Source organism: Kitasatospora sp. cg17-2 (genome assembly GCF_054031055.1).
The window spans coordinates 5,425,579-5,444,056 of record NZ_CM132923.1 but is presented as its reverse complement, the minus strand read 5'-3'; the positions used below and the strand labels follow the sequence as shown (position 1 = coordinate 5,444,056).

Sequence of the window (18,478 nt, the reverse complement as noted above, 5' to 3'; positions counted from 1 at the left end):
GAGGAATTCCTCGGCCAATTCCGAACCGGTCCGGCCACCCAGATCCTGCGCCCTGGCGAACAACTCCCCACCTGGAGTCGAAGAAGAGGTAGAGACCACCTTGGGCAGCCCCGGCCGCCTCGGCGAGGCCGGTGGACGAGGTACCGGCACAGCCCTCGCTCCGCCACATCGCCATCGCCCGCACGACCACGACGTCCGGCCCGAAGCCCTTCAGCCTGCCCGTGCCGCCGCCGTTGCCGGAATGTGAACCATCGGCCGAACACCTTGCAGGGCGGCCTGAACTGCCCACTCCCCCTTGGCAGTCGATCGCCACACCCTGGCGCACCCCGCGACAGCCCTGCCAGCATCGCCCTCGGCGCGCACAGGAAGTGCGCGAATCGTTCACTGCGACCACACCAACGCGGCCGCAGTGCACCGAGGGGATCCCGCCATGGCAATCAAGACCTTACGGAACCGCATCCCGCACCTACTGACAGCCGTACTCCTGCTCCTGGGCCTGATGACCGCCGCAACCACCCAGGCCCAGGCCGCACCGCAGCCGCTGGGCGGCAGCGCGGTTGTGTGTTCCAACTCTCCGATACCGACCGGCTGGGTGGTCAACAGCGTATCCACCAGCAGCAGTTGCGGATCCGGCCGCTCCTTCACCATCAGTGACACCAGCGGCCTGAGCTACACCACGGTGTGCTCGTTCTCCCCCATGCCCACCGGCTGGGTCATCAACAGCGCCTTCACCACCAGCAACTGCGGCGGCAACACCTACGCCCACAACATCAGCAACACCGCCGGCCTCAGCTACACCACGGTGTGCTCGTTCTCGCCCGTCCCCACCGGCTGGGTCACCACCAGCACCTCCAACACCACCAACTGCGCGGGCAACGCCTACCTGCACAACATCGTCAACACTGCCGGTCTCAGCTACACCACCGCCTGCCCCTTCTCCACCATCCCCACCGGCTGGGTCATCACCAGCAGGTTCAACACCAGCGACTGCGGCGGCAACGGCTTCGGGTACAACATCCGCAGGGCCTGACACCCCCACCCCCAGCGCCCCCGCGCTCGCCCCGAGCGCGGGGGCACCATCCGCACAGGCGCACTCTTCAGCGACGGCCGGCCGCGAGAGGAATTCCTCGGCCAAATCCGAACCGGTCCGGCCACCCAGATCCAGCGCCCCACCGAACACCTCCCCGCCTGGAGCCCAAGGAGAGGTAGAGACCACCTTGGGCAGCCCTTGTCGCCCCTGCGAGACCGGCAGCGGAGACACCTACGCAGCCCTCGGTCGGCCACATCGCCATCGCCCGCACGACCACGACATCCGGCCCGAAGCCCTCCGGCCTGCCCATGCCGCCGCCGTAGCCGGAATGTGAACCATCGGCCGAACACTTTGCAGGGCGGCCTGAACTGCCCACTCCCCCTTGGCAGTCGATCGCCACACCCTGGCGCACCCCGCGACAGCCCTGCCAGCATCGCCCTCGGCGCGCACAGGAAGTGCGCGAATCGTTCACTGCGACCACACCAATGTGGCCGCAGTGCACCGAGGGGATCCCGCCATGGCAATCAAGACCCTACGGAACCGCATCCCGCACCTACTGACAGCCGTGCTCCTGCTCCTGGGGCTGATGACGGCCGCAACCACCCAGGCCCAGGCCGCACCGCAGCCGCTGGGCGGCAGCGCGACCGTGTGTTCCTACTCGCCGGTCCCGACCGGCTGGGTCGTCACCCGCGTCGTCACCAGCAGCAGCTGCACGGGCAGCGGCTACGCGTACAACATCTCCGACACCGCCGGGCTGAACTCCATCTCGGCGTGCTCGTTCTCCACCGTCCCGACCGGCTGGGTTATCGCAAGCGCCTCCACCACCAGCTACTGCTCAGGCGCCGCCTACATGTACAGCCTCACCAATACCGCCGGCCTCAGCTACGCGACGGCCTGCCCCTTCTCCGACATCCCCACCGGCTGGGTCATCAGCAGCACCTTCAGCACCAGCTACTGCGCAGGCTACGGGTTCGCGTACAACATCCGCAGGGCCTGACACCCCTCGCCCCGCGTGCCCCCGCGCTCGACCCGAGCGCGGGGGCAACCCTTTGCACTTGCGGGAAGGAGAGCGCTCCCACCGCACTCTGGTGCCGTCTTCACACTTCTGACACCATCTCAGCCGCGACAACAGGCAGTGAGCGAATGGTTCGCCGCGGCTGCATCCGCGCAGCCGGGGGCCACCAAGAGAATCTGAGGCCGACCATGACGACCTTCCGGACCCGCTTCCCGCACCTGATCACGGCCGTGCTGCTGCTCCTGGGGCTGATGACCGCCGCAACCACCCAGGCGCAGGCCACCCCGCAGCGGCTCACCGCCGGCACGACCATCTGTTCCAACTCGCCCATTCCGGCGGGGTGGGTCGTCACGGGCTCCTACCGCAACAACGGTTGCGCGGGCGCCGGGTACATCTACACGATCCTCGACACCAGCAACCTGACCAAGGTCACGGTCTGCTCCAACTCCCCCATTCCCACCAACTGGGTGATCACGGGCTCCTACACCACCAGCACCTGCGAGGGGTTCGGCTACGCCTACACCCTCGCCAAGATCACCACCCAGACCACCACCACGGTCTGCTCCTTCTCGCCCCTCCCCGCCGGCTGGGTCGTGACGGGCTCCTTCAACACCGGCACCTGCGCGGGCAGCAACATCGCCTACACCATCCGGAAGCTCTGACGGAACCTCGGAGGGTGTTCCCACTGCACCCTGGTGTCACTTCGGCATCTCTGACACCATCTCAGCCGCGACGAACAGGCAGTGAGCGAATGGTTCGTCTCGGTTGCATCAGCGCAGCCGTGGAACGTCGAGAGGATCCCAGGCCCCCATGAAGACCGCGCGGAAGCACGTCCCGCACCTGATAACCGCCGTCCTGATGCTCCTCGGCCTGATGACCGCCGCGACCGCGCCGGCCCAGGCCGCCACGCAGCGGGTCACGGCCGGCGCGAGCATCTGCTCCAACGGCACTATCCCGGCCGGGTGGGTCATCACCTCCTCGTACAGCACCAACGCCTGTCCGGGCACCGGCGTCGGCTACAGCATCACCGATTCGAACGGTATGACGGGCCTCAGTGTGTGCTCGATGTCGCCGATCCCGCCGAACTGGGTCATCACCTGGTCCTACAGCACCAACAACTGCATCGGCACCGGCGTCGGCTACAACATCGCCAACGTCACCAACTCCACCAGCGCCAGCGTCTGTTCGATGACGCCCATCCCGCCGAACTGGGTCGTCACCTGGTCGTACAGCACCAACGCCTGCGCCGGCACGGGCGTCGGCTACAGCATCGCCAACGTCACCAACTCCACCACCGCCTCGGTGTGCTCCTTCACCCCGATGCCGCCGAACTGGGTCGTCACCTGGTCGTACAGCACCAACGCGTGCGTCGGCACCGGCGTCGGCTACAGCATCGCCAAGATCACCACCCAGACCACCGCCTCCGTGTGCTCCTTCTCCCCCCTCCCGGCGGGCTGGATCGTCACGAGCTCCTACAGCACCAACGCCTGCTACGGCAGCGGCACCGGCTACTACATCCGCAAGGCCTGACCACCGCCCTCTGCCACATGTCGGGACTCACCCCGACCGTGGCCGCGGCAACCTCCTGCTCAGTGCCCCTCGCTCGACCCGAGCGAGGGGCACGCTCATGCCAGCACACGCCCGCCTGGTTCACTGCACCCCAAAAGGTCCTCTATTACCAATCAGGAATTTTCCGGCGGATTCCGCACCTACCCGCACAACCTTCAAGGAGGCCGATACGCCCAAATTTACATTTGCCCAGCAATATCTCGCGAACCTCGCCTTAGCCCCCATTGTCACGAAGTCGATATTAAGCCGATAAAAGAACCATGCCGACTCCCTGCGATCACTAGGACACGCCAGGGCTGCATAATTAACCGGCGAATCAGCCCAAAAGGGGCAAGTCAAAGGCCAGAAATCCGCGTCTCAGTGGCCCCAGAGTAAACGATCTGCCAGAATGCTCTCGGGGACTGTCGCGCTGCTGGTGCCAACTCGCTCCACAGCGTGCGGCGCAAATTTGATCAAGGGGGGCTCCATGATTCGACGCGCAATAATTGCTATTGCAGCAACGGCGCTGACGGCCGCAGTGACCACAGGGGTTTCACCGGGCGCTGAACCTGATCTCACGGACCAGCAGTTCGCACAGCTGGATCCCGCCCGGCAGACAAAGATCCTCGAACCGCTTCGAGCAGTGGCCAACGCGCTGGGGGACCAGGGCAGGTCGACCCACTCCGGCATCTATGGGTCACTCACCATCGATGCCCCCAAGGGGCACGTCGTGCTGTACGTGACGGATATCTCAAAAGCCAACCGCCTCATCGCCGATGCCAAGAAGTCCTCACCCTCAATCGACACGTCGGTGATCAGGCTCGCGAAAGCGAACTACTCCCGAAAGGACCTCACCGCAGCTCGGGACCAGGTCATGGCGGACTCCGAGTCACAGAAACTTCTGTACTCGGTCCACTCCGTATCATTGAATCCCGACTCCAGCGGCCTCAAGGTTGTCACGGACAAGGTCAACGCTGCCACTGCCGTCACAAAGTCCGATGCCATGCAATACCGGACCGCCGCAGGGGATCGTATCCCCATCTCCTTTGAAGCGGGCGAAGCGCTGGAGAGCCTTGAATGGCGCTGGAACGATGAGCAGCCATTCATCGCTGGAGACTACGTGGGAGTCAACGGCCATCAATGCACGACGGGAGCCGTCGCAGGCATAGGAACCGGCGACTTCATCCTCACCGCTGCTCACTGCTTCCCCGATGGCTGGGAGGTCTACGGAAACGCCTATCCGTATCACGACCTGGAGCATCAATGGACGGGTAATCGCATCGGAACCGTCACCAACGTCTCTCCCCAATGGGACATGGAAGCGATCTACACAGGGACCAGCGGAGGAATCGGGGCAACATCTGACGAAGCGGACAACGTTCCGGGCCAGTGGTACCGGGTGGAAGGTGTTGCCTACAGCTACAACGGCGATTGGGTGTGCCAGGACGGCATTACGTCCTACTACTCCGGCCATGGTGTGCCGTGCGGAATCAAGGTCACCAACGATGACACCAGCTGGAGGACAAGCAACCCCTACTGGTGGGACGGTTTGCAGCACACCTCCCGCGGAGTCTGTGGACACGCCGACAACTGGGCCGCTGATCACGGAGACAGTGGCGCTCTGGTGTTCTCCTTCAGTGGTGGTACTCGCCAGGCCCGAGGAAGTGTCTCGGCCGGCTCGGACACCAAGAACGTTTGCTGGACCGAAATCAAGGACTACTTCAGGGAAGTCGGGCTGAGCCTTTCCCCCTACCATGCTTGAATGATCCCGAATCAGTCGGCAGAACGGATGAGTTGACGTGAAATGGCGACGCTCGGCGGCCGCTTGGTGGGCAGGGCTACTCATGAGCCTCCTGCTCACCTCATGCGGTAGTGGATCACTGTCGAGTACCAGCGACGGGGTTCCAGAATCTCCCCAGGCACCGATCGATCCCATTACGTACTCCGCCCTGCAAAACCTGGAGTCGGCACTCGGTGAACAGGGGCGGGCGGACTTCAAGGACACCTTCGGCGCGCTCCAGCTCGACCCGGCCGGACGACACGTGCTCCTGTTCGCGACCGACGACGGCCGGGCGCGTTCCCTCATCGAAGCGGCCTCGAAGGCGCACCCAGGCATCGAGACCTCCTACGCCGTCATCCGGAAGTGCCGGTACTCCCGAGGCATCGTCGACCCCGCGATCAAGCTGATCGGAGAAGCGGCGGAGTCAAACAAACTCCCAGCCCCCGTCCACTCCGCCGCTATGTTCCCGGACGGCTCCGGCATCAAGATCGCTACCACCAAGGCGGGCACCACCTCGAAGGAGCTGAAGGACGCCGTCGCCGAGCTGGTCGGCGACATCCGCGTCTCCTACGAGGAGAGCCCCCCGATCCACAACCTCGACGCCACCGCCACGATGGGCGCCCCGATGAAGTGACCGGGCCACTGCTGCAGCCGGAGTGGGAAGTCGAACCCGCCGACTTCCCACTCCGGCGTCATGCTCGCCACCTCTGATATCACTGGGAGCCAGGCACAGCAGCACAGCACCACAGAACGGACCGGCCCCATGGACGACGGGACCACCCCCATACCCGGCGGCTACTGGGACCCGCTGCCCACCGCCCGACGGCTACTCGTCAAGAACCCGTCGCTCGACCACTTCGGCGGGGTCTGGGAAGGGCGCAACTGGCGCAACGTCCCCGGGCCGTTCTACGGGGCGGACACCGACACCATGCAGATGGGGCGGCTCGACGCACCGTTCCACATCGCGTACGACGACGAGTTCGGGCCGCTGAACGGGCAGGAGTTCGTCTACCGCCAGCCGACCGACGCCGCACAGACCCGCGACCTGATCAACGGCTGCTTCTTCGGCCACGGCGGCTTCGCCATGGACGGCGACGAGCACTGGACCGAGGCCTCCGTGCGCGAGTGGTGGCAGGAGCGCGGGCGGGTGCGCGAGTGGGCGATCACCACCTCCGACCGCTGGTCACGGGTCCGCGGCCAGTACCGGGAGCACTACCGGGACGCCGCGCAGGGGCTGCGCGACTACCTCGTTCACCTCGACGGCGGCCTGAACGAGTACCTCCGCGGCTACCTCTTCCACCTCGCGGAGGGCCGTTCGCCACTCCCCGACGAAGCCCGCCCCGAACTGCTCCGGTCCCGCAGACCCGGCCCTCCCCGCACCGCGGACCCCGTCCTCGCGGGCTACTTCGTCGCCACGCCGGAACCCCTGAACGGCCCCGGGATGCCCCACGCCGAGCTGCTGACCACCGCCTCCGACTGCCTGACCGACCAGCTCTGGCAGGACGGCTGCTGGTTCTCCACCCCGGCGGAGGCCCTGGCCGCCGCCGGCATGATCGACGTCCCCGCCGACGCCCGGCTCTTCGCCCTGCTCGTCCCCGGCGACCACGTCGATGCCCTCGTCACCGACATCCGCGAGGCGGAGACCCACGAACCGGTCCTCCTCGCCCACCTCGACGGCCCCGGCCCCACCCCCGCGCCGGCCGCGGGCGGCCGCGCCCTCGGCTGGGAGGTGCTCGGCTACGACCAGGGCCTCCTGCACACCTGGCTCTGCAACGACCTCCACGACGACGCCGTCCGCGAGCTCGGCATCACCACCGACCACCACGGCCTGCTCCCCGACCGCACCACCGCCGACCGCCTCGCCACCTGGGCCAACGCCCGCGACGACACCACGCCGGTCACCTGGTTCCCCGCCACCCTGCTCACCTGGGACACCCCCATCGAGACCACCTTCGTCCCCGTCGTCACGGCACGACCGACCCCCGCCGCCCCCACCCCGTGGTGGCAACGCCTCGCCGACCTCTTCTGAGTCGTACCGCAACGGCCGCCGGGATGCGCCCACCCTCGAGTGCCACGCCGCATTGTGCTCGGCCGGCTTCGGCTCTCCCCTGGAAGTCGTACGCGATGGGACTGCGCCGAGCCTCCGAAGTTCCGAATCAGCCCGCGCTCCCTCCCCCAAGGTGAGCGATGACCGCCGCCGCGCCGTCCTCCGCCGCGATGGCGTGGGCGAGTTCGGTGGCGCGGCGGCGGTGGGACGGCTCGGTGAGGGCGTCCGTGATCGCGGCGGCGAGGGATTCGGCGGTGAGGTCCGCGAAAGGCAGGGAGCGGGGCGCGACTCCCAGTTCGCAGAGCCGGGCCGCCCAGAACGGCTGGTCGGCCATGACCGGAACGGGCACGGCGGGCACACCGGCCCGCAGGGCGGCGGCCGTGGTACCCGCACCGGCGTGGTGGACGACGACGGCGGTGCGCGGGAACAGCCAGTCGTGCGGGACGTCGCCGACGGCCAGCACGTCGTCGCCGAAGCCGCCCAGCTCGGCCCACCCGGCCTGCACCACCGCCCGCACACCGGCCCGCTTCACGGCCCCGGCCACCAGCTCGCCGAGCCGCTCGCCCTCCCCCACCGCCATGCTGCCGAAGCCGATGAACACCGGGGGCGGCCCGGCCCGGAGGAAGTCGACCAGCTCGGCCGGGGGCTGCCAGCCCTCCGGCCGGGCGGACCACCAGTAGCCGGAGGCGTCGACCCAGGACGGCCAGTCCGCAGGGCGCGGCAGCACCGACGGGCTGAAGCCGTGGAAGACCGGCCGGACGTCCGCCGCTGCCTCGGCGGGGAGCCCGAAGTGCGACCGCAACCGGGTCGCGGCACCCGAGAAGACCCCTTCCGCCCGCCGCACCACCTCCCGGCCGACGGCGAGGTTCTCCTCCGGCCCCGCTCCGACCTCGCCGCGCGCGTTCGGCAACGCGAACTCCCCGGTGGGGACGGACGGTACGAGGTAGGTACCGATCACCGGAATTCCGAGCGCTTCCCCAGCCACCCGGGCCAGCGGCGCCGGGCCGAAGGCCGTGAGCAGCACATCGACGCCACCCTCCACGGCCTGGGCCACTCCGTCGGCGAGCCCGTCCGCGTACGCCCGCGTCAGCGCCTGGACCTCCTCCCGCGACCCCGCCCGCGCCCAGTCCCGGATCAGCCCCTGCGGATCCCCGGGCACCGCCCGGAACCCGAGCCCGCACCCCCCGATGAGCCCCTCGAACGCCGCATGCGCGGCCACCGCGACCTCGTGCCCCGCCTCCTGCAACCTCTGCCCCAGCCCCGTGTAGGGCGCGACGTCTCCTCGTGAACCGGCCGTGATGATCAGAGCACGCATGCGCCCGATTCTCCCCCGCGGCCAAGACCCCCGCCACCAAGATCCCCGTCGCCGAACGGAGTTCGTGGAAGGCTGACCGGCATGGACGGGATGTCGGACGATCGGGACGTACGGAGCTTCTTGGCATCGATCGACATCGGTGACCTCTGCGGTGGCGTGGTCACCGAAATCACCCGTTCCCGCGGAGCGGCGGTGACCCTGGACGGGTTCCCCACGAAGGCGCTGGGGTCGGTCGGCCCCCTGGACCTGCCCTGGGGGGGCGCCCGACTCGGCTCCTTGGAGGTCGGCCGACGGATCACTGCCGAGGTGACCGCCGTCGACCTGAACGAGCGCGTCGTCCGCCTCTCCATGGCGGCCGCCGCACACCCCGAGCTGTGGGCGTTCCTGACGGGGCTGGAGCGGGACGAGATCCTCTCCGGCACCATCGCGGCGATCGAGTCGTTCGGCGTGTTCGTCGCCCTGGACGACGGCCCCGCCCACCCGGTCTTCCCCGGCGTCGGCTTCATCACGTACCCCGAGCTGGCCTGGCAGCACTTCGAGGCGGTGGAGGAGGTCGTACGCCTCGGGCAGCGCGTCTCCTGCGCCTTCCTCCAGTTCGACACCTGGAACGGCGAGGCCCGGCTGTCCCTCCGGGCGACGCAACCGGACCCCTTCCAGGACTTCGCCGCCGACAACGAGGTGGGCCGGACCCTGCCCGGCAAGGTCACTCGGCTGGTCCCCTTCGGCGCGTTCGTGCGAGTGGCCGAGGGAATCGAAGGGCTGGTCCCCCTCGAAGAGCTCTCATGGACGTCCGTCGAGAAGCCCGAGGACGTCCTCCGGGTCGGTGCGGACGTCCTGGTCCTCATCACCGGACTCGACCAGCAGCGGCGGCTCCTCCGACTGTCCCTTCGGCAGGCCTCGCCCAGCCCCGCCGGCCCCGATCGCTGAGCACCCGGAGTGGGAAGTCGGACCCGCCGACTTCCCACTCCGGCCACCAACCCCGCCGTCCCCACTCCCCCGAACTCCGATCACCCGGTGACCCCCCGCGCGGGAAGTCGACCGGGTCGACTTCCCGCGCCCACAGCCTCCCCCCCTCCGTATAGAGCGCCTATAGCGGGCCTCCGGAGACTCCTTGCACACCTCACGTGCGAGCGTGCGGGCCACCCGCCTCGCCTTCGCGCACCCGGGGCCGTCCCTTCCCCCGCTGCTCGTGCGGGGACGCGGCCGGGCCGCGTCCGTGCCCGCACCCACGCCCACCAGCCTCAAGTGATCGGGGAACCGGCCATGGCCGAGCTGAACGTCGACACGCAGTCGCAGACCCACCTGGTCGTCCTCAACGACGAGGAGCAGTACTCGATCTGGTGGGCCGACCGCCCCCTGCCCGCGGGCTGGCGCCAGGAGGGTACGGCCGGCACGCAGGAGCAGTGCCTCGCCCGGATCGGCGAGGTGTGGACCGACATGCGCCCGCTGAGCCTGCGCCGGCGCATGGACACCAACACTTCCACTGCCGCGAACTGACGCGTACCCCACCGCCCCCCACCACCTCCGAAGTGGAGCAAGTCCCCGTGTCAGGATCGCGGCTCGAAGCGAGCACCCACGCACTCACCGCCGAGCTGTTCGCGGCCCGGACCGCGGCCCGGCCGCAGGCGGTCGCCGTGGTCACCGGAGACGTGCAGCTGTCGTACCAGGACGTCCACGACCGGGCCCGCCTGGTCGCCGCCCGGCTGCGCGCCGCCGGCGTCCGGCGCGGCGACATCGTGGGTGTCTGCCTCGACCGGGGCCCCGACCTGCTCCCCGCCCTGTACGGCATCTGGCGGGCGGGCGCCGCCTACCTGCCGCTCGACCCGGCCCTGCCCGCCGACCGCATCGGCTACATGCTCACCGACGCCGGGGCCCCGCTCCTGGTCACCCAGTCCGCACACCTCGCCCGCGCCGAGGGCTTCACCGGCACCCGCCTGCTCCTGGACGCCGACGAGACCCCGGACGAGCCGACCGAAGCGGACACCGACGAGCCGACCGCCACCCACCCCGACCAGCTCGCCTACGTCCTCTACACCTCCGGCTCCACCGGCCGCCCCAAGGGCGTGATGATCAGCCACGGCGCCCTGCACAACCTGCTGAGCTCCGTCCACGAGTCCATCGCCCCGGCCCGCCGCGCCACCTGGCTCGCCTCCACCTCGGTCTCCTTCGACATCTCCGGCCTCGAACTCCACCTGCCGCTCACCACCGGCGGCCGCGTCGTCCTCGCCTCCGACGCCGAGGCCAAGGACGCCGCCGCGCTGGTCAAGCTGGTCGACGCCCACCGCGTCACCCACGTCCAGGCCACCCCGTCCGGCTGGCGCCTGCTCCTGGCCGCGGGCTTCGACAACTACGCCGTCACCGCCCTCGCCGGCGGCGAACCCGTGACCGTCCAGCTCGCCGCGGACCTCCAGGACAAGGTCCAGCGCCTGGTCAACGTCTACGGCCCCACCGAGACCACCATCTGGTCCACCTACTGGGAGATCCCGGCGAACGCCGCCGCCGTCTCCATCGGCCGCCCCCTCGCCAACACCGGCACCTACGTGCTCACCGAGGACCTCCGCCGGGTGCCCGACGGCGTCACCGGCCAGCTCCACCTCGACGGCCACGGCCTGGCCCACGGCTACCTCGGCCGCCCCGGCCTCACCGCCGACAAGTTCGTCCCCAACCCGTACGGCCCGGCCGGCTCCCGCCTCTACCGCACCGGTGACCTCGCCCGCGTGCTGCCCGACGGCACCCTCGAATGCCTCGGCCGCATCGACAGCCAGGTCAAGATCCGCGGCTACCGCATCGAACTCGGCGAGATCGAGGCCGTACTGGCCGCCCACCCCGGCGTCCGCGAGGCCGTGGTGACGGTGCGCGAGACCGACGCCGGCGAGAAGTCCCTGGTCGGCTACCTCGTCCCGGCGGACGGCGGCGCCGCCCCCGAACCGTCGGAACTCCGCGCCCACCTGGCCACCGACCTGCCCGAGTACATGGTCCCGGCCGCCTTCGTCACCGTCGAACGCATCCCGCTCACCAACAGCGGCAAGGTCGACCACCGTGCCCTCCCCGCCCCCGACCTGGCCTCCTTCGCCGCCGAGCGGTACGTCGCCCCGCGTACGCCGGTGGAGGAACGCCTCGCGGCCGTCTGGTCCGAGGTCCTCGAACTCCCGCAGGTCAGCGCCGAGGACAGCTTCTTCGAGCTCGGCGGCGACTCGATCCGCGCCGTCCGCCTGGTCGGCGCGCTGCGCGAGGCCGGGTACGACGTGTCGATCCCCGACGTCTTCGAACACCGCACCATCAGCACCCTCGCCACCCACCTCGACGGCCGCGCCTCCGGCCACTCGCTGATCGCGGCCGTGGCACCGTTCGCCCTCATCGGCGACCGCGACCGCGAACGGCTCCCGGCCGACGTGGTGGACGCCTACCCGCTGTCGCAGGTGCAGACCGGCATGCTGGTCGAGATGCTGGCCTCGGCCGACGAGCACGTCTACCAGAACATCAACTCCTTCCGGATCCCGGACACGCAGCCGTTCTCCGCCGCGGCCCTGCGCGAGGCCCTCGCCACCGTCGCGGACCGCCACGACATCCTGCGCACCTCGGTCGCGCTCACCGGCTACGCCCAGCCGCTCCAGCTGGTGCACGCCCGCGCCGCGATCCCGCTCTCCGTCCATGACATACGTGACCTGACGAAGCAACAGCAGGCCGCGCTGACCACGGCGTTCGTCGCGGACGAGCACGCCGCGGGCTTCGACATGACGAACGCGCCACTGCTGCGGATCGCCGTGCACGTCGAGACCGACGACGCCTGGCGCCTCACCGTCGGCTACCAGCACGCCATCGCCGACGGCTGGTCGCTCAACTCGCTGCTGATGGAACTGCTCGACTGCTACCGCACTCTCCGCGACGGCGGCGACCCCGCACCGCACGCCCAACCGTCCGTCCGCTTCGCCGACTTCATCGCCGCCGAGCAGGTGTCGCTGAGCAGCGAGTCCGACCAGTCCTTCTGGCAGGACGTCCTGGACCGGCACACGCCCGCCGCCGTCCCCGCCTCCTGGGCCGATCCGTCGACCGAGGTGCGGAACCACGGCCTGCAGGTGCCGTACGGCGATCTGGAGGAGGGCCTGCGGGCGCTCGCCGCCTCGGCGAAGACCTCGCTGAAAAGTGTGCTGCTCGCGGCGCATCTGAAGGTGCTGGGGATGCTGACGGTGGAGGAGTCCTTCCACACGGGTGTCGTCTACCACGGTCGTCTGGAGGCTCCCGGTGCGGACCGGGTGCTGGGCATGCACCTCAACACCCTGCCCTTCCCGGCGAGTCGGGGCGCCCGTACCTGGCGTGAGCTGGTGGAGGGGGTGTACCGGCAGGAGACCGAGATCTGGGCCCACCGCCGTTACCCGCTGCCCGCCATTCAGCGTGCGGCCGGGAACTCCCGTGAGCTGCTGACCATCCTGTTCGAGTACCTGGACTTCCACCAGGTCGACACCGACACCGTCGACACCTCGGCCACCATGGGCGACGGCAGCAACGAGTTCGCTCTCACCGCCATCGCGAGTGGCGGGGCGTTCAGCCTCCTCTCGTCCACCGATGTGGTCGGGCGGGAGAACCTGGAGCGGCTGGGCGGGATGTACCGCTCGGTGCTGGAGGCGATGGCCGGGGACCCGGACGGGGACGCGGGTGCGGTGTTCCTGTCGGACGCGGAGCTGTCGCTGCTCGACGGTTGGGCTTCGGGCGGTCGCGTGGAGCGGCCGGCGGGGACGGTGCTGGAGCTGTTCGAGGCGCAGGCCGCCTCGACGCCGGACGCCGTCGCGGTCGTCACCGGGGGTGTTCGCCTCTCGTACCGTGAGGTGGAGGAGCGGGCGAACCAGGTGGCGCACCACCTGCTCGCGGCCGGTGCGGTCACGGACTCCCTCGTCGGTGTGTGCCTGGAGCGCGGCCCCGAGCTGGTGCCCGTCCTGCTCGGCATCTGGAAGGCGGGGGCGGCCTACCTGCCGCTCGACCCGACCCTTCCCAGCGAGCGCCGGGCATACATCCTGGAGGACACCCGGGCGCAGATCCTCGTCACGGACACCGCCGGATCCTTCGACGGCACCACCTTGTTGGTCAACGAGTTGGTCGAAGGACCAACAACCACCCCCGCCCGCGAGACCGACCCCGCGCAGCTCGCCTACGTCATCTACACCTCCGGCTCCACCGGCCGCCCCAAGGGCGTGATGATCCACCACGCCGGTCTCGCCAACTACCTGGCCTGGACCGTCGACACCTACGCCTCCCACGGCACCGGCGGCGCCCCGCTGTTCTCCTCCATCTCCTTCGACCTCGGCATCCCCGACCTGTTCACGCCGCTCATCTGCGGCCAGGCGGTCACGCTTCTCCCCGACGGCATCGACACCGCCTCTCTCGGTGCGGCGCTCGCCGAGGCCGGCCCGTTCAGCTTCGTGAAGCTCACCCCCGGCCACCTCGACCTCCTCACCCACCAGCTCTCCGCCGAGCAGGCCCGCACCCTCGCGGGTGTTGTCATCGCCGCCGGTGACAACTTCCCGGTCTCGCTCGCGGAGCGCTGGCAGCAGCTCGCCGGCGCCGAGGGCACCAAGGTGGCGACGGAGTACGGGCCCACCGAGATCACGATCGGCAACTCCGGTCTGATCATCGACACCCTCCCCACCACCGAGGCGATCCCGCTGGGCGCCCCCATCCCGAACACCGGTATGTACGTCCTCACCGAGGACCTGCGGCCCACCCCGATCGGCGTCCCCGGCGAGGTCTACATCGACGGCGCGGGCCTGGCCCGCGGCTACCTCGGCCGCCCCGACCTCACCGCCGAGAAGTTCCTCCCCAACCCCCACGGCCCCGCCGGCTCCCGCCTCTACCGCACCGGCGACCTCGCCCGCTTCCTCCCCGACGGCACCCTGGAGACCCTCGGCCGCATCGACAACCAGGTCAAGATCCGCGGCTACCGCATCGAACTCGGCGAGATCGAGGCCCGCCTGCGCGAACACCCCCACGTCCGCGACGCCGTCGTGGCCGTCCGCACCCTCGGCTCCGGCGAGAAGTCCCTCGTCGCCTACCTCGTCCTCGCGGACGGCGCCGTGCTGGACGCGGCCGCCGTGCGCGAGCACCTCGGCGCCGCGCTGCCCGAGTACATGGTCCCCACCGTCCACCAGCCGATCGACCGCGTCCCCCTCACCGCCAACGGCAAGGTCGACCACCGCGCCCTGCCTTCCCCCGAGTTGGACGCCTTCGCCACCGAGGAGTACGTCGCCCCTGCCGGGCCGGTGGAGGAACGCCTCGCCGCCATCTGGTCCGAGGTGCTCGGGGTGCCGCGCGTCGGCAGCACCGACAACTTCTTCGCCCTCGGCGGCGACTCCATCCGCGCCGTCCAGGTACTCGCGGCCTGCCGCGAGGCCGGCCTGTCACTCGCCGTCTGGATGATCCTCCAGGCCACCTCCCTGGCCGAGTTGGCCACCATGGTCACCGTCGAGCCGGACACCGGTGACATCCCGCTGACCCCGAGTCAGCTCAACGCCACCGCCAGCCGCACCGTCCGCCTCCCGCTGAGCGCCCAGGCCGAACCGGACCTGCTCGCACGCGCATTGGACTCCGTCGTCCGGCGCCACCGGGCCCTGCACACCTCCCTGGTGCCCGCAGTCGGCCCGCAGCCGCCCGTCCTCCGGCCGACGACCGAGGCACCCACCGACCTGTTCCGCTTCCTCGACCTGCGCGCCACCGCCGCCGACGGCCATGCGGCCGCGATCACCGCCGCGCTGGACGAGGCGCGGGCGGCGCTCGACCCGAGCCGGGCGAGCACGGTCCGGGCGACTCTCGTTCGCGTCGACGACCGCAAGCCCGACGAGCTGTGGCTGACCGTCCACGCGCTCGCCGCCGACCCCGGCTCCTTCGAGACGCTCGCCGAGGACCTCGACTCCGCCTACCGGCAGCTTGCTTCCGGAGAGGAGCCGGTCCTGCCGACACCCGCCACGCCGTGGCAGCTATGGGCGGGACAACTGGCCGAGCAGGCACTCTCCCCCGAACTGCTCGACCAGGGCGAACGCTGGCTCGCCCGTCCACCGGCCACCGCTCTCCCGACCGACGGCAGCGACCACCCGAGCACCGGGACCGCCACCACCGTCACCGTCCTGCCCGCCGACCTCACCGCCGCCCTCCTCGCCGACCCACGCCCCGCGCACCCCGTGCTCGCCACCCTCGGCCGCACACTGGCGCGTTGGGCGGGCGGCGACCGGATCGAGATCGACGTCCTCACCGACCCGCGCCACGACCCGGACCTCGGCCCGGCGCTGTCGCGGACGGTCGGCCCGCTCGCCGACACCCACCCGGTGTCGCTGCGCCTGCCGGCGGACCGCGACACGGCGGCCACGGTCGCGGCGGTGTCCCGCCAGCTGCGCGCGCTTCCCACGCCCGTCCACGGCTACGGCCTGCTGCGGCACCTCGCGCCGGACGCCGACCTCGCCGCCGAACTGGCCGCCCTCCCCCCGGCCCAGGTCCGCTTCAGCTGGACCCCGAGCACCCCGAACACCCCGTCCCCCACCACCGGAAACGAGCTGGTCCTCACCCCCGGCCACCTCGCCCCGGAGACCTCCCCCGCCCACCTCCTCCACGTCGACGCCCACGTCCAGGACGACCGCCTCTACCTCCGCTGGACGTACCGGCCCGCCGTCCACACGGCCGCGACCGTCCACCGGCTCGCGGACGAGCAGCTGGCCGAGCTGAGCACCCACCTCCGCACGACCGCCACCCCCACCACCCGCCCGATCTCCCGCCCTTCCGCCACCACCCCCACCGACCCCGTCCCCGAGCTGATGGCCCGCCACGCCGTCCCCGGAGCGAGCATCGCGCTGCTGGAGAACGGCGAGGTGACCTCCGTCCGCAGCTACGGCGTGCTCGGCACCGAGGACCCCACCCCGGTGACCGCCGACACGCTCTTCCCGGCCGGGTCGATCAGCAAGCACGTCACCACCTTCCTCGTCCTGCGCCTGGCCTCCGAGGGCGTCCTCGACCTCGACCGGGACATCGACGAGTACCTCACCTCCTGGCGGACACCCACCGGCACGACCGGCACCGGCAACAGCGCCGGCCCGGTCACCGCACGGCTCCTGCTGTCCAACCAGTCCGGCCTCGCCCCGCACCCGCCGCTCGACGACAACTACCCCCGCCACGAGCCCTTCCCCACCCTGCTCGACGTCCTGAACGGGCGGGCGCCCGCCAAGACCCCGCCGGTGCGCCGGGCGGACGCGCCGGGCGAGGTGTTCCGGCTCAACCCGCTGAACTTCTCCGTGCTCCAGCAGGCGATGGAGGACGCCACCGGCACCGCCTTCCCGGAGCTCGCCCGGCACTGGCTGCTCGAACCGCTGGGCATGACGGCGAGCGGCTTCGACCCGGTGTTCCCGGACACCACCGGCCGGTCCTTCGCCCGAGGTCACGCCGCGGACGGCACGCCCGTCCCGGACGGGTTCGTCGTCCACCCGGAGGCGGCGGCCGGCGGGCTGTGGACGACGGCCGCCGACCTGGCGCGGCTCGCGGCCGAGATCCGCCGCTGCTACCTCGGACGGCCGGGCGGGCTGGTGGGCCAGGAGCTGGTCCACCGGATGCTGACGCCGCTGGGCGGCCGCAACTACGGCTGGAGCACCATCCTGGACGGCACCGGCGCGGACCTCGAATTCGGCCACGGCGGACAGGCGTTGGGCTACCAGGCGATGACCGGCCTGCGGACCCGCTCGGGCACCGGCGCGGTGCTGCTCAGCAACGGTGCCGGCGGGCGCGAGCTGGTCCGGTACCTGCTGGCGACCGTCTGGTCCGGGCAGCGCACCCTCGGCCGGCTCTGGCAGCAGGCCATCGACGAGGCGACCGCCCGCGAGCAGGGCGCATGACGCCGCCGGCCCCGCTCGCACCGGCCCCGCTCCCCCCGGCCGCCGCCCGCTGGTTCCGCCGCCAGCACCGGGTCGAGGCGCCCCGGCTCCGCCTGGTCTGCTTCCCGCACGCGGGCGGCAGCCCGGCCGCCTACCGGACCTGGCACCGCCACCTGCCGGCGGACGTCGAGGTGCTGGCGGTCTGCTACCCGGGGCGGCAGGACCGGATCGGGGACCCGTTCCCGGCCGGTGCCGCCGAGCTGGCGGCGGAGGTCGCGGCCGCGCTCGGGCCGCTCCGGGAGGTGCCGGTGGCGCTGTTCGGCCACAGCATGGGCGCCTTGTTGGCGTACGAGGTCGCGGTCCGGCTGGCCGCCGATCCGGGTGCGCCGCCGCCGGTCCGGCTGTTCGTCTCGGGGTCGCCCGCGCCGCGTCTCGTCGACCACTCCGCCCTGCGTTCGGCGACGGACGAGGACCTGCTCGCCCTGGTCGACGCGCTGGGCAGCGACTCCACCGACGCGCTGCGGATCCCGGCCCTGCGCGAGCTGCTGATGCCGGGCATCCGCGCCGACTTCCGCCTGCTCGCCGACTACCGGGCCACCACGACCACCACCACTGGCATCCCGGTGGTGGCCTGCACCGGCGACGACGACCCGGTCTGCGCCGTCGAGGCGGCCCGGGCCTGGTCCACGACCACCGTGTCCGCCTTCGAACTGAACGTCTTCCCCGGCGGCCACTTCTACCTCGAACCCCTGGAGGCCGAACTGCTGGACCGCATCACCGGCCACCTGCGGTCCGACCTCCGGTTCCGAACGACCCCGCGGCACGGGGCGCCCCGGTCCGCGAACCATCCCGCGCCCCGGCCCGTGCCCCAGCCCGCCGCCCAGTCCGCACAGACTCACTGAG

Annotated in this window: 12 protein-coding genes; 11 read left to right on the top strand and 1 reads right to left on the bottom strand. The window is 70.7% G+C overall.

From position 1 onward, the window contains the following. Window positions 1-430 precede the first annotated feature (430 nt). The 7 genes from ACW14Y_RS23025 (at window position 431) to ACW14Y_RS22995 (ending at window position 7,402) form a co-directional block, all read left to right on the top strand. Entirely contained in the window at window positions 431-1,030 is a 600-nt protein-coding gene (locus ACW14Y_RS23025) for a hypothetical protein (protein WP_402722936.1), read from the top strand. A 517-nt stretch (window positions 1,031-1,547) separates the two neighbouring features. Continuing rightward, window positions 1,548-2,027, top strand: coding sequence for a hypothetical protein (locus tag ACW14Y_RS23020; protein ID WP_456983275.1), 480 nt, complete (start codon window positions 1,548-1,550; stop codon window positions 2,025-2,027). Between the two features lie 206 nt (window positions 2,028-2,233). Further along, a complete protein-coding gene (locus ACW14Y_RS23015; protein WP_380299573.1) occupies window positions 2,234-2,707 on the top strand; it encodes a hypothetical protein in 474 nt (157 codons plus the stop codon). Between the two features lie 148 nt (window positions 2,708-2,855). Beyond that, window positions 2,856-3,575, top strand: coding sequence for a hypothetical protein (locus ACW14Y_RS23010; protein WP_380385539.1), 720 nt, complete (start codon window positions 2,856-2,858; stop codon window positions 3,573-3,575). A 505-nt stretch (window positions 3,576-4,080) separates the two neighbouring features. Beyond that, window positions 4,081-5,355: a chymotrypsin family serine protease gene (locus tag ACW14Y_RS23005; protein ID WP_380299575.1), complete on the top strand. Its 1,275-nt coding sequence runs from the start codon at window positions 4,081-4,083 to the stop codon at window positions 5,353-5,355. An 82-nt stretch (window positions 5,356-5,437) separates the two neighbouring features. Beyond that, window positions 5,438-6,007: a hypothetical protein gene (locus ACW14Y_RS23000; RefSeq protein WP_456983272.1), complete on the top strand. Its 570-nt coding sequence runs from the start codon at window positions 5,438-5,440 to the stop codon at window positions 6,005-6,007. A gap of 129 nt (window positions 6,008-6,136) precedes the next feature. Continuing rightward, the gene (locus ACW14Y_RS22995; RefSeq protein ID WP_456983270.1) at window positions 6,137-7,402 is read left to right on the top strand and encodes a hypothetical protein; all 1,266 of its coding nucleotides are present in this window, start codon (window positions 6,137-6,139) and stop codon (window positions 7,400-7,402) included. A gap of 127 nt (window positions 7,403-7,529) precedes the next feature. On the opposite strand, the gene ACW14Y_RS22990 is transcribed toward ACW14Y_RS22995, so the two are convergent. Then, window positions 7,530-8,735: a glycosyltransferase gene (locus ACW14Y_RS22990; RefSeq protein ID WP_456983268.1), complete on the bottom strand. Its 1,206-nt coding sequence runs from the start codon at window positions 8,733-8,735 to the stop codon at window positions 7,530-7,532. A 120-nt stretch (window positions 8,736-8,855) separates the two neighbouring features. On the opposite strand from ACW14Y_RS22990, the gene ACW14Y_RS22985 reads away from it, so the two are divergent. The 4 genes from ACW14Y_RS22985 to ACW14Y_RS22970 all read left to right on the top strand — a co-directional run bounded on the left by ACW14Y_RS22985 (window position 8,856) and on the right by ACW14Y_RS22970 (window position 18,477). Beyond that, window positions 8,856-9,662, top strand: a complete 807-nt coding sequence (locus ACW14Y_RS22985; protein WP_456983266.1) for a S1 RNA-binding domain-containing protein — start codon at window positions 8,856-8,858, stop codon at window positions 9,660-9,662. Window positions 9,663-9,998: 336 nt separating this feature from the next. After that, window positions 9,999-10,232 carry an MbtH family protein gene (locus ACW14Y_RS22980; protein WP_380299582.1) on the top strand — a complete coding sequence of 78 codons (234 nt, stop codon included), beginning with the start codon at window positions 9,999-10,001 and terminating at the stop codon, window positions 10,230-10,232. Between the two features lie 47 nt (window positions 10,233-10,279). Beyond that, window positions 10,280-17,596 carry an amino acid adenylation domain-containing protein gene (locus tag ACW14Y_RS22975; RefSeq protein WP_456983264.1) on the top strand — a complete coding sequence of 2,439 codons (7,317 nt, stop codon included), beginning with the start codon at window positions 10,280-10,282 and terminating at the stop codon, window positions 17,594-17,596. Further along, a complete protein-coding gene (locus tag ACW14Y_RS22970; RefSeq protein ID WP_456983262.1) occupies window positions 17,593-18,477 on the top strand; it encodes a thioesterase II family protein in 885 nt (294 codons plus the stop codon). The genes ACW14Y_RS22975 and ACW14Y_RS22970 overlap by 4 nt, the downstream gene beginning before the upstream one ends. Window position 18,478: the final 1 nt, after the last annotated feature.

Excerpts from the sequence above, each read along its gene's own strand:
- ACW14Y_RS23025 (WP_402722936.1), top strand. The coding sequence starts at position 431 with ATGGCAATCAAGACCTTACGGAACCGCATCCCGCACCTACTGACAGCC.
- ACW14Y_RS23020 (WP_456983275.1), top strand. The coding sequence starts at position 1,548 with ATGGCAATCAAGACCCTACGGAACCGCATCCCGCACCTACTGACAGCC.
- ACW14Y_RS23015 (WP_380299573.1), top strand. The coding sequence starts at position 2,234 with ATGACGACCTTCCGGACCCGCTTCCCGCACCTGATCACGGCCGTGCTG.
- ACW14Y_RS23010 (WP_380385539.1), top strand. The coding sequence starts at position 2,856 with ATGAAGACCGCGCGGAAGCACGTCCCGCACCTGATAACCGCCGTCCTG.
- ACW14Y_RS23005 (WP_380299575.1), top strand. The coding sequence starts at position 4,081 with ATGATTCGACGCGCAATAATTGCTATTGCAGCAACGGCGCTGACGGCC.
- ACW14Y_RS23000 (WP_456983272.1), top strand. The coding sequence starts at position 5,438 with ATGAGCCTCCTGCTCACCTCATGCGGTAGTGGATCACTGTCGAGTACC.
- ACW14Y_RS22995 (WP_456983270.1), top strand. The coding sequence starts at position 6,137 with ATGGACGACGGGACCACCCCCATACCCGGCGGCTACTGGGACCCGCTG.
- ACW14Y_RS22990 (WP_456983268.1), bottom strand. The coding sequence starts at position 8,735 with ATGCGTGCTCTGATCATCACGGCCGGTTCACGAGGAGACGTCGCGCCC.
- ACW14Y_RS22980 (WP_380299582.1), top strand. The coding sequence starts at position 9,999 with ATGGCCGAGCTGAACGTCGACACGCAGTCGCAGACCCACCTGGTCGTC.
- ACW14Y_RS22970 (WP_456983262.1), top strand. The coding sequence starts at position 17,593 with ATGACGCCGCCGGCCCCGCTCGCACCGGCCCCGCTCCCCCCGGCCGCC.